At 41.9% G+C, this 11,866-nt stretch carries 9 protein-coding genes; 6 read left to right on the plus strand and 3 right to left on the minus strand.

The features are described from left to right. Positions 1–89: 89 nt before the first annotated feature. Positions 90–695 carry an ATP-dependent Clp endopeptidase proteolytic subunit ClpP gene (gene clpP, locus FIS9605_RS0109620; RefSeq protein ID WP_026732407.1) on the plus strand — a complete coding sequence of 202 codons (606 nt, stop codon included), beginning with the start codon at positions 90–92 and terminating at the stop codon, positions 693–695. Positions 696–1,384: 689 nt separating this feature from the next. Here clpP and FIS9605_RS0109625 read toward each other — a convergent pair. Continuing rightward, positions 1,385–2,203, minus strand: coding sequence for a hypothetical protein (locus FIS9605_RS0109625; protein ID WP_026732408.1), 819 nt, complete (start codon positions 2,201–2,203; stop codon positions 1,385–1,387). A gap of 1,067 nt (positions 2,204–3,270) precedes the next feature. Here FIS9605_RS0109625 and FIS9605_RS0109630 point away from each other — a divergent pair. The 3 genes from FIS9605_RS0109630 to FIS9605_RS0109640 all read left to right on the plus strand — a co-directional run bounded on the left by FIS9605_RS0109630 (position 3,271) and on the right by FIS9605_RS0109640 (position 7,316). Continuing rightward, positions 3,271–5,616: a ribonuclease R family protein gene (locus tag FIS9605_RS0109630; RefSeq protein WP_026732409.1), complete on the plus strand. Its 2,346-nt coding sequence runs from the start codon at positions 3,271–3,273 to the stop codon at positions 5,614–5,616. A gap of 102 nt (positions 5,617–5,718) precedes the next feature. Further along, positions 5,719–6,429 (plus strand): flavin prenyltransferase UbiX, encoded by a 711-nt coding sequence (locus FIS9605_RS36670; RefSeq protein ID WP_231510279.1) that lies wholly within the window; start codon positions 5,719–5,721, stop codon positions 6,427–6,429. 137 nt (positions 6,430–6,566) lie between these two features. Beyond that, positions 6,567–7,316 (plus strand): LapA family protein, encoded by a 750-nt coding sequence (locus tag FIS9605_RS0109640; RefSeq protein WP_026732410.1) that lies wholly within the window; start codon positions 6,567–6,569, stop codon positions 7,314–7,316. Between the two features lie 25 nt (positions 7,317–7,341). On the opposite strand, the gene FIS9605_RS0109645 is transcribed toward FIS9605_RS0109640, so the two are convergent. Continuing rightward, positions 7,342–7,536: a hypothetical protein gene (locus FIS9605_RS0109645; RefSeq protein ID WP_026732411.1), complete on the minus strand. Its 195-nt coding sequence runs from the start codon at positions 7,534–7,536 to the stop codon at positions 7,342–7,344. 495 nt (positions 7,537–8,031) lie between these two features. Between FIS9605_RS0109645 and FIS9605_RS0109650 the strand changes: the two genes are divergently transcribed. Next, positions 8,032–9,642: an NB-ARC domain-containing protein gene (locus tag FIS9605_RS0109650; protein ID WP_026732412.1), complete on the plus strand. Its 1,611-nt coding sequence runs from the start codon at positions 8,032–8,034 to the stop codon at positions 9,640–9,642. 108 nt (positions 9,643–9,750) lie between these two features. Continuing rightward, a complete protein-coding gene (locus FIS9605_RS0109655; protein ID WP_026732413.1) occupies positions 9,751–10,308 on the plus strand; it encodes a shikimate kinase in 558 nt (185 codons plus the stop codon). A gap of 154 nt (positions 10,309–10,462) precedes the next feature. Here the strand turns inward: FIS9605_RS0109655 and FIS9605_RS0109660 are convergent, their stop codons facing one another. Beyond that, positions 10,463–11,818, minus strand: a complete 1,356-nt coding sequence (locus tag FIS9605_RS0109660) for a serine/threonine protein kinase (protein ID WP_026732414.1) — start codon at positions 11,816–11,818, stop codon at positions 10,463–10,465. Positions 11,819–11,866 lie beyond the last annotated feature (48 nt).

Raw genomic sequence — 11,866 nt, forward strand, 5'->3', positions numbered from 1 at the left:
AAGACTACAAAGTGGTTCACCTGGTTTCGGAAAAACAATCAGCTGTTGTAATCGATAAAATATATGTAAATTAACTACAAGCTGGCTGCATGATTCCTATCGTTATTGAACAATCGGGTCGTGGCGAACGCGCCTTTGACATTTACTCACGGCTGTTGCGTGAGCGTATTATCTTTTTGGGACAACAGATTGATGACAACGTAGCTAACTTGGTTGTTGCCCAACTGCTATTTCTAGATGCTGAAGATCCAGAGAAAGACATATATATGTATATCAATTCTCCTGGCGGCTCTGTTTATGCAGGATTGGGCATTTTTGATACGATGAAGCACATCCGCCCGGATGTCTGTACCATCTGTACCGGACTGGCAGCGAGTATGGGTGCTTTCCTCCTCAGTGCGGGCGCTAAGGGTAAACGGATGAGTCTTCCCCATTCTCGGATTATGATTCACCAACCTCTGGGCGGCGCTCGGGGGCAAGCAACTGATATTGAAATTCAAGCCCGCGAAATTCTCTATCTGAAGCAGCAGCTAAATCAGTATCTAGCTGAACATACCGATCAGCCCTTGGAAAAAATTGCCGTCGATACTGACAGGGACTTTTTTATGTCGCCTGAAGAAGCCAAAGATTACGGCTTAATTGACCAAGTTATTGACCGTCATGCTGCCGGTAGCCGTCCGATGGCGGTAGTGTAGTCAATATTCAATCGGTCAAAGGGAGGCAGCGCAGTCTTGGGAGTCTCCCCGCAGGGTGCGACTGCCGTTCAATAGTTACAATTGGCTATTGATTATTGACTTTAACTAGTCTTGAACCATCAAGATGCACCTAAAAGCTTTTGAGGCTTCTGCTGGGATTCCAGATAACTAGAACATCCCAGCAATTTCTTTTCAGCAAGTAAATTGCGAGATAGCCAAATTCATTTTTTATAGATATCGCCGCCTTTACTTTACTGTGAAGTCTACGGCTTGCTTTTGTATTAGTTTTACTTATTATATATTAGACCAGTTCAAGATTCCATAGTCTAAGTTACACTTTTTGAAGTGGGCTGTGGTAAGAGGAGATGGGGAGAGTGGGAGAGTGGGAGAGTGGGCATTGGGCATTGGGCATAGTTAGCAACCACTAACTACTAACTACTAGCCCTTTCAAGGTGGGTGAAAAATATGCTTTCATTACCTGATTTTTCCTGATTCGACTTGGTGTCTTAGTGTCTTGGTGGTTAAATAAAATTTATTTTTTCACCACAAAGACACCAAGACACGAAGAAAACTTATTGTTTAGGATTACACCACCAAAGGGCTACTACTAACTACTAACCACTAACTACTAACTACTAACTACTAACTACTAACCATTGACCATTGACTATTGACTATTGACTAATTAATCAAAACCCCGCTAACGGATCTACAGGTGTAGGCTGGGATTCAAGATATATACGAAATTGACGTAATTCTTCGGGGTCAAGTAAATGGCGCGATCGCTTACCGTAGGTTTTAATCAAATAGTCTCTTCCCTGTTCTGTTGTCCAGCCTAAGCGCTGCATTTCCACACCAATTTTGGCGATATCATCTGACTGATCTACAGGCTCAGCCTTCTTCTTTTTCTTTGTTGTTGGCGCTGGTTGAATTTCTACATCTTCTGGAGGAGGACTACTGTAACTACGTTGTGGAAATGGCGTGACATTACTAGAAGCAATTTCTGGTAAGGGTTGATTTTTGCTCTGGCTACTAGGCATTATCCCCGCGTTTTCTACTGGGGTATCTAACTGTGGTTCTGGCTTTGCAGTTGCAGTCAAACTTTGACTAAAGTCCTGGCTATAGGTATCAGTTTTTGCTCTAGAAGCAGGAGTTGGTGTGGGAGGTGGAGTTATTTCTGTTGGCGAAACAGAATTCAGTGTAGCAGCATAGGTAGATTCACTATCAAATTTACTTGTTGTTGGCAAAGAAGGCTGTGGCTGCATCTGCGTGACTAGTTCTGGGGAAGGTGCTACTGAAGGTTGTGATTTAGTTCCTATCACCATTAACGCTCTATTTCTGGCTTGATCTTCGGCTGCTTCTATGGTTTCTGCTGCTGCCATACCAGTAGCACGGGTAATGCCGTCAATTTGTACGCTTGCCCGAACAATATACTTTCCGCGATCGATCTGCACTAATTCGGAAATAAGACTACCCGTAGGATACAAGCTCTGGAACTGAGCCAACATCATAACTATCACCAATATCTAATTAAGTCTGCTATTTGAAGAAAGAGGGAAGAGGAAAAAAGGAAGGGAATCAGAAATTTAAGGGGTATAGTGGTTGCCATTTGTGATGGCTACTTCTACTTTATCTTGCCAGGTTTGATACTTACTGATTGCTTTTGAGTTACCTGACAACTGCAATTGTTGGTTTTTTTAACTATCCACAAGCAATTGCTTTAGCATGATCCATCTTTTCATGAATGATTGGTGCGGTAAGACTAGTACCGGTGCCGAGTAAGTCAAAAGTCACGCATTAAAGATTCTAATTTTGAATGCGTGACTTTTGAATTGTTTTGTCCTCTTTCCATTCCAATTTGAAGATTACTGAATTGGTGTTCTAGTGTAGGCAGGATGCCGACACTACAACTGGATAAATTGTTTTGTGGAATACTCTTTATCCTCATACCCTTAGTTATTAAAGGGCTGCTTGGCTGTTTCCGTATAAGGTTTGTAGCATCAGGCTTATTGAGTAAAATTTTGGCTACCACTAACTCACTCTACGTAGCATTACTGCTAATGCTATACTATTTACCCAATAGCACATCCAGAAATCTTTTCTGGAAGTACGTACTAAATCTACAATAATGAAGTAATGGTTCGTCCTCACAGCTTGTTAAACTGCTGACCTAATTGTTACTGATTCTACATGTAGAACATTTAGATCTATCAGCAGTTTCTCCTAGTTAAAAATCAGAGTCTAATTGCGTCAAGTACCTTCTAACTAGACAATTAAACACCTGCGGTTTAAGGTGAATAGCGCGTTTGGGCAGTTCCATCGAGAGCGATCCAAACACAGCCTCTCAAAGACTCGTTGCGTAATCACCTAGTAGGGTAAAATCCGGTATAAGGCCTGCTTTGTCAGATTGACCTAGTTAAAGGGACTTAAACGAACTGGTACTCTGAGATGATCGTGTAGCGCCCTGCTTGTTGGGAGGTTCGTTTACCGCTAGTGTCTGTGGGTCGTGAGGTAATTAGCAAGAACCAGATTCAACAAAAAACAATGATGTTTTGACCAAAGGTCGGTTCACTGCATGGAATTTTCAATCGCTACACTTCTCGCCAATTTCACTGATGATAAATTGGTAGCTCGCAAACTATTGGAAAAGAAACTTGGTTGTGAAGATGAAGATTGTTTACAAAAACTTCACATAGCCTTGGAGGTGTTGGAAAAAATTGGCATTTTGGCGAAAGAACGCGGTAAATATCGCCGGATGACAGAAGAAGGACTAATTGAAGCCAAACTCCGCTGTTCTAGTAAAGGCTTTTGCTTTGCAATTCAAGATATGGAGGGAGCAGAGGATATATACATTCGCGAAAGTCATTTGAGTAATGCTTGGAATGGCGATCGCGTTTTAGTGAGAGTTCTTAAAGAAGGTAGTCGTCGCCGTTCCCCAGAAGGAGAAGTTAAATTAATTTTAGAGCGCTCCAATCATACTTTACTGGCACGGATTAAGCCGGTAGAAGGGGGATATCGTGCCGTACCTCTAGATGATCGCCTGTTGTTTGAACTCAAACTGCAAGAAAATAATTTGAAATTGCAAGAAGCCGTAGATCACCTCGCTCATGTTGAAGTTCTACGCTACCCACTTGCCCAATATCCTCCTTTAGGACGAGTTGTACAAATCCTTGGTAGTGATGCAGAAGCAGCTGCTGATATTGATTTAGTTACCTGCAAGCATGATCTTTCCCGTAGTTTTCCAGAAAACGTCCAAGAAGCAAGCACAAAACTACCAAAAAGAATACTGAAAGCAGACCTAAAAGACCGACTGGATTTACGGGACAAGTTTACCATCACGATTCTTGGCAACACTGTTGATACGAAGACAGTAGAAAATGCTTTCTCCCTCGAAACAACTAGTGCTGGAAACTTGCAGTTAGGCTTTCACATTCCTGATGTTTCCCACTACGTCCAACCAGATGAAGCACTCGATCGCGAAGCACTCAGGCGGGGTAGATCGGTGTATTTGGGAGAATTAGTGCTGCCAATGTTGCCAGACAATGTGGTAGACCGCTGTGCTTTAGTGCCAGGAAGCGATCGCTTAACTATCTCTTTTTTAATTACCTTCGATCCCAAATCAGGACAAATACTGGAGTGGGAAATTCACCCCAGCGCGATCAAAGTAGATGCTTTAGTAAATTCACAGCAAGCAGAAGCAATTTTAGATAACCAAGCTACCAAGCTATCTACTGAAGTAGTAGAAATGCTGCAACAGTTAAAATCTTTGCAGCTTTTCCTCAAACAGCAGCGCACTTCTCGGGGAAGTTTGCAGTTAAATTTGCCACCAAACAAAAATCCCTTTTACGATGAAGGCATTCTTGGATGTGTGGTAGAGAAGGATTCACCCGTGCGATCGCTTCTAACAGAGTTCGTACTGCTGGCGAATCAAATCATGGCCAATCACTTGAGTGCTTTGGGTATTCCGGCTATTTGGCGACTGCAAGGCGCACCCGATCCTGAAGATGTGCAAGAGATGCTGAAATTGGCAATCAATTTAGGTGTCGAACTGTCATTAGATCCAGATATGGATATCCAACCGCTGGACTATCAACAATTGACAAGGGTGTTTGCAGAGTCCTCATCCGAGCAAGTTTTGACTTATTTGTTGCAAGATACTCTTAAGCAAGCGGCATACAGCACAAACAAAGCACCTCACTTTGGTTTGGCACTACCAGAGTATGTCCACTTTGCTGCTCCTTTGCGGCGTTACCCAGATTTGCTCATGCAGAGGGTATTTTATACACTACTTGAACACGGACGCGATCGCCGCAACACCCGTGTGAAAGAGCGCGTTAACCTGCGTTCCTCCACCAGTCACGGTGAAATTAACTGGAACGTCCTACCCCCAGAATTGCAACAAGAATTGCAAAGCGAACTGACTCGGGTAATTACCCAAATCAACGACCGAGAAAAAGAAGTCCAAGAAGCCGAAGCTGATTTGGAAGGTTTGCAAAGAGCTTCTTTAATGAAACAGCGCATCGGCGAGGTCTTCAGTGGTGTAATTACAGGTGTGCAATCTTACGGTTTCTTCGTAGAAATTGAAGTACCACCGAAGGAGATCAAAGGAAGTAATAACGTACCGTTACGAGTGGAAGGACTGGTACACGTCAGTTCTCTCAAAGATGATTGGTATGAATATCGTGCTAGACAACAGGCACTATTTGGACGCAAAAATCGTGCCTCTTATCGATTGGGCGATCGCGTCGCCGTACAGGTTAAAAGTGTTGATTACTACCGCCAGCAAATCGATTTAGTCACAGTTGGTAGCGACGGTATTCCCTATCGTCAAGATATCGGCGCAGATCCTGAAGAATCAGACATGTATTTACCCAACGATATCGAGCTAGACGACCTAGAGTCGTATGCAGAGGACGAATAATGGAACAGGGTATTGGTTAGTAGTTAGTGGTTAGTAGTAAAAACCAACCACTAACTACTAACTACTAACTACTATCTACTAACTATTCCCACACATAAAAGCGTGTCAAATAAAACTAAACCACTCATCCTAGGAGTATCAGGTGCATCTGGTCTAATTTACGCAGTTCGCGCTCTGAAATTTCTGCTTGCAGCCGACTATGAAATTGAATTGGTCGCTTCCAAATCAACTTACATGGTTTGGCAAGCTGAGCAGAATATTCGCATGCCAGTAGAACCCGCCCAACAAGAGCAATTTTGGCGACAGCAAGCAGGAGTGGAAACTACAGGTAAACTACGCTGTCATCCTTGGGGTGATGTGGGAGCTAATATTGCTAGTGGTTCCTTTCGCACTCTGGGAATGATAGTGATTCCCTGTAGCATGAGTACAGTAGCAAAGTTGGCGGCAGGTTTAAGTTCTGACTTATTAGAAAGGGCAGCAGATGTGCAGTTAAAGGAAGGGCGAAAGTTAGTGATAGTTCCCCGTGAAACTCCTTTTAGCCTAATTCATCTGCGAAACTTAACCACCCTTGCAGAAGCCGGAACCAGAATTGTACCTGCCATTCCTGCTTGGTATCACAATCCCCAAACTATAGAGGATTTGGTTGATTTTGTTGTCGCCCGTGTTTTAGATCAACTAGATATTGATTGCATTCCCATTCAACGCTGGCAAGGTTCTGAAGAAAGGCAGAAGGACGGCAGTCGCTACAACGGGGAGAATCCCCGGAACGCGCTGCCTCCAGAAGGCAGGAGGCAGAAGGAACCACACAAATAAATCTGGGAGATTTAATGCTGAGAGGTAGGAGACAGAGGCTAGGAGCTAGGGGCTAGTATAAAACTAATTTCTCATATTCCTCATTCTCCATTTCCTAGTCCTTAGTCCCCAGTCCCTAGTCCCAGTCTTTATTTCCTATGGCTATATTTCGTTTAATTTTATTAGTGGCATTAATGGGAGGACTAGCGCTGTTGTTAGCGCAAAACTGGTCTCCTGTCCTCTCGTTAGTTTTTTTGGGTATGCAGACTATATCATTGCCTCTGGCAATGTGGATTTTGTTCAGCACTGCTGCTGGTGCTGCTACTTCTTTATTAATCTCTGGCTTGTTTCAACTGTCAAGTTATTTTGCAGCGCCACAAAGGCCAACCCCGTCTGCATCCAAGCCGCGAAGAACTCCACGCAGTGGCGATCGCCCTCCCAGTCCTCCCAAGGCAGAACCTGCATATACCTACACCAGTCCTCCGCGTTCGGAAACTAAAACCTCTTCCCAATCCAGTGCGGTCGATGATTGGGAAACAGACAACCTCAATAATGATTGGGACTTTGAGGAAAAAGCATATCGAGAGTCTACACCTCCTCCTCAAGATACACAAGTAAGAGACTCGATCGGAGACTCAAAAACCTATGAACGGCAGCAAGAACCCAAAACTACCTTCCAGTCGGGTTCGTCTTACTCCTACAGCTACCGCGAACCTAAAAATTCTGGAGTCGGCAAAACGGAATCAGTTTACGATGCTGACTATCGGGTAATTATCCCCCCCTATCAACCGCCGACTGATAATCAAATCGAAGAAGATAATCAAGAAGATAATCAAACTGATGAGGATGATTGGGGGTTTCTAGAAGATTTTGAGGATGAAGATAAAGATAAGCGTTCCCGTAAGTAAGTAGAGACATAGCAGGGTTCAGTCTCTACTTGATGCCACAACGCTCACGAGACTCCTGCTTGACCTTACCTGTCATAGCAGCTTCCTGTAGAGTCATGAACGCGTTCAAATCTTCCAAGTCGTAATGGGTTGTCAGTAATTGTCGCAGCTGATTTTCTGCTTCCACCGTTAAATAGCCAGTTGATAAAGCCTTTTGCACAACATCCCGAATCCGAATCATAGTTGAAACCTCAAACGACCACACTTAATTTATTTATTCGGCTTACTTAAATCAGATATGCAGTATTTCTTATTTCTGAAGCATCAAGTTGACCAAGCTTTTTTCAACTAAGCAAAAAATAAGTCATAATTTACACCTTGAGTTCAAGAAATACTGATTTTTTAATCAGAAAACTCACTTTATTAATAGGAATTGAAGCAGATTAAAAGTAAATAATTACTTTAACAATGTGCTGTTAGAAACACAGTGTTATATAATGCTCCAATAAATAGTGAGTCTTGCAATTTGAATTGACGTATATCGCTTCGATAAAGTTTCAATCAAGTTGAATCAAATTTTATTAAATTTCCGTTAAGTCTAAAGATACCGAAGCTAAGATAAACAATTCACCTAACGAGCGTTATCAATTTTGTTATAAATTTAACTTCTATTTATTAGGGCTTCATAGAAAACTCGTTAGCATAATATCTGGCTTCCTTTCAGGAAATAACAGTAATGACAGTATTTGATTCCAACAAAATTGAAGAGGAATTTATAGAAGCAAAAAACAATTGGGAGTTAGAAAAATTATACGTAGATTTGGCATCGGCAAAGGGAAAGGCGCTGACACCTGTGGAAAAAAAATTTCTGCGCGGTTTACTTTGCGGTTTTAGCCCTTCCGAAATTGCCAATACAGTGTATAAAAGTCGTAGTAGCAGTACAGTTCGGGTTTACCTTTCCAATGGATTATATAAATACATAGAAGAAATGCTGAGTAAACAAGCAGAATACTCAGTTAAGGTCAAAAGTTGGAGTCGTGTCACTCATTTACTAGAAAAAGCAGGTTATAAAAAAGCTTCGATTCAAATAGAGCCAAATAAAAATTACATCAATAAAAACAGCAAAGATAAGGCTAATTTTATTAGCATGGCATCAGCCGCTAACAAGCGAGATTGGGGCGAAGCAAGCGATATCAGCTTATTCCACGGAAGGACAAAAGAACTAACGCTAGTTAAACAATGGGTTATCCAAGAAAGCTGCCGATTAGTATTACTCTTGGGTATGGGTGGAATTGGTAAAACAGCTTTATCTGTAAAGCTAGCAGAAGAAATTCAGGAAAACTTTGAATATGTGATTTGGCGTTCGTTACATCTCGCTCCACCTTTTGAGATTATTTTAAATCAACTAATTCAATTTATATCACCGCATCAAGATATCAAGAATACAGAAACAGTAGAAGGTAGCATTTCACAATTAATAGATGGTTTACGCACTTCACGTTGTCTCATAGTTCTAGATAATATAGATGCAGTTTTGTATAATAATTATGGTGATAAAACACAAGAAAATTTTACTGTAATCGCAAGTTATTATTCAGAAATAAATCATGCTTTGGCTGATTCTCTTCCGCAAATAAAGTATCGTCAAGGTTATGAAGGTTATGGGGAATTAATTAGGCGAATAGGGAATTCACAACATCAAAGTTGCTTACTGTTAACCAGTCGCGAAAAACCAGGAGAAATTACTGCTTTGGAAGGGAATACATTACCTGTTCGGTGTTTAAAATTAACAGGTTTAAGTCCGGCAGAATGTATAAAAATACTCACAAAACAAGGATTTACTGATACAAAAAAAGAAGAAAGTAGACTTTTAATTGAGTGGTATGCAGGTAATCCGTTATTGATTAAATCAATTGCTACTGCTATTCAAGAATTATTTGGTGGTGATATTCATGAATTTTTACAACAGGATACTCTGATTGATGGAGATATTCGAGCGATTTTAGACACACAATTCCACCGCTTGTCTGGTTTAGAAAAGCAGATTATGTATTGGCTAGCATTACATCCTAATTCCGTGTCTTTACAGCAAATTCAAACTGGTATATTGCCACGAGTATCGCAAAGATCAATATTAGAAGCCATAGAGTTACTACAAAGGCGATCGCTAATAGAAAGGCAAGCGTCTCGCTTTTATCAAATTCCAGTATTGATGGAGTATATCATTGAAACATTAATTGAGGAAAATTTTCAACTCAGCCAACAGCAAGCAGGCTCATCACTAATAGCTCATACATATTTGGAAACGCAACTGAAAAATTACATAAAAGATATTCGCTTAGGTTAAAATTGTTAATTATAAATTACGTAAAATACTACCTAGTGAAACCCTCTCAATAAGGAGCTTTTCTCTCCTGTCTTCTTCCTACTATTGATAACTGGAGCACAGTAACTCGTGAAAAACCGATTGCAAGGAATCAACTTGTACTTAATTGGTATGATGGGTAGCGGTAAAACGACGCTAGGGCGATTGCTGGCTCCTCAGCTGGGATATGGGTTTGTAGATACTGATAATTTGCTAGAAAAAGCAGCAGGAAAAACTATCAATCAAGTCTTTGCTGAAGAAGGAGAAGCGGCGTTTCGGCAATTGGAAAGTCAGGTATTAGGAGAAGTTTGTGCTTTTACAAAGCTGGTGGTTGCAACTGGTGGGGGAATTGTTCTGCGACGAGAAAACTGGAGTTACTTACATCACGGCTTAATAATTTGGCTAGATGTACCAGTAGAAATACTGTACAACCGTTTAGTAGATGATACTACTCGACCACTGCTGCAAGATATCGATCCCGAGGGAAAATTGCGATCGCTCCTCGAACAACGACAACCACTTTACGCTCAAGCAGATCTGCGAATCACCGTTAGCGGAGGAGAAACACCAGAACAAATTACCACGCGAGTTCTCGAAGCAATCCCCAGTGTTCTCAAAGAACCAGTTTTTCCGCCAAATGGTCATTAGTCATTAGTCATTTGGTCAATAGTTAGTGGTTAGTGGTTAGTGGTTAGTGGTTAGTGGTTAGTAGTTAGTAGTTAATAATTATTCCCCCACTCCCCCACTCTCCCACTCTCCCCATCTCCCCCTCTTCCCATCACCCCATCACCCCATCACCCCATCACCCCATCTCCCCACACCTAATTGAGTCCAGCCATTCCCCAATCTCCTGAATCAGCCAGTGGCGTTCTACTGTCGAAAGAGGACTAGAGGTGAATTTTTCTCCTTCCACTTCTATGGTCACTCCTCTGGGGGCTGAACCCTGCTTAACTTCCTCTTGGTATATTTTGTTAATCAGTGCAGTTTTACCCCGGCGCCGCTTGTAGCACAAACCAAATAACTTCCACCTAACTTCAAAATTTTTGCGATCAAAGTAAAGGTCGGTGTGTCCAAAGGAAGGTAATAAAATTCTTTCCAGTACTGCAAACAGCATGACAACAGAGAAAAACAAAAATAACCACGGCTTATAACTGCCTCCTGCTGTTAGGAAATTGATCAATTCTGGCAGTTGCCAGACAAAAGGAATTATTAACCCAATCACGTAGAACAATCTGAAAGCTTTACCGCCACGTTTGGGAATGTTAATCTCTAGCTGACTGGCAGACTTTTTAATTTGAATCTGACTACCTGTAGGCTTGCGACTGGTAATGGGTGGACTGAGGGCGTTTTTGTTCTTCAGTGCTTTGAGCGCTACTCGTGCAGTACTCAGCCGTTCTGCTACATCTGGTTCTGTAAGTTTACCAATCCAATTCACAAAACCCAGATCAACGCTGACTTGGTCGACAAACTGGATGCGTGCATCTTGATCGGGTAGTTCAGCGGGAGAGATTCCTGTCAATAGATGTATTAAAGTTGCACCCAAGGCATACAAGTCAGAAGCGGGAACTGCTCGACCAGCAAACTGTTCCATCGGTACGTAGCCATAAGTACCGGCAACAGTGAAGGTAGCGCCTTCCAGCACAGCTTGATCCTGGACTGCACCAAAATCAACCAAGTAAACCCGTTCATCTTCACCCCAAATCAAATTACTGGGTTTGATATCTCGATGCAGCACAGGCGGGTTAAGTTCGTGCAGATACACCAGAATACTGAGAACTTCAACGGCAATTTGTTCTATCTGTGATTCAGAAAAGCGTTGACCCTGATTCAGTAGTTGTTGGAGAGATACTCCGGGAATGTAACTCTGCACCAACCCAAACCAGGGAAACTTAGAACTAGATTGGTGTTCCAAAACAAAGTAATCTCGGTATTTGGGGATGCGGGGATGATTGAGATTTTTTAGCACTTGAGCCTCACGCTCAAATAGTTTTTGTTCATCCCACTGCATTTGGGGGCTGAGAATTAGCAATTTGACAACAACTTTTTCTTGAGGCTGTGTAGCCAAATCTTGTGCCAACCAAGTTTGACGACTAGCATCTTGTCCTAATTTTTCCCGAAGTTGATAGCGATTACCAAGTATCTCTCCTGCTTCTAGCATCCCCAAATTCCTCATTAAACATTGTTAGTGGTTAGTAGTTAGTAGTTA

The sequence above is a fragment of the Fischerella sp. PCC 9605 genome (assembly GCF_000517105.1).
Classification (GTDB): domain Bacteria; phylum Cyanobacteriota; class Cyanobacteriia; order Cyanobacteriales; family Nostocaceae; genus PCC9605.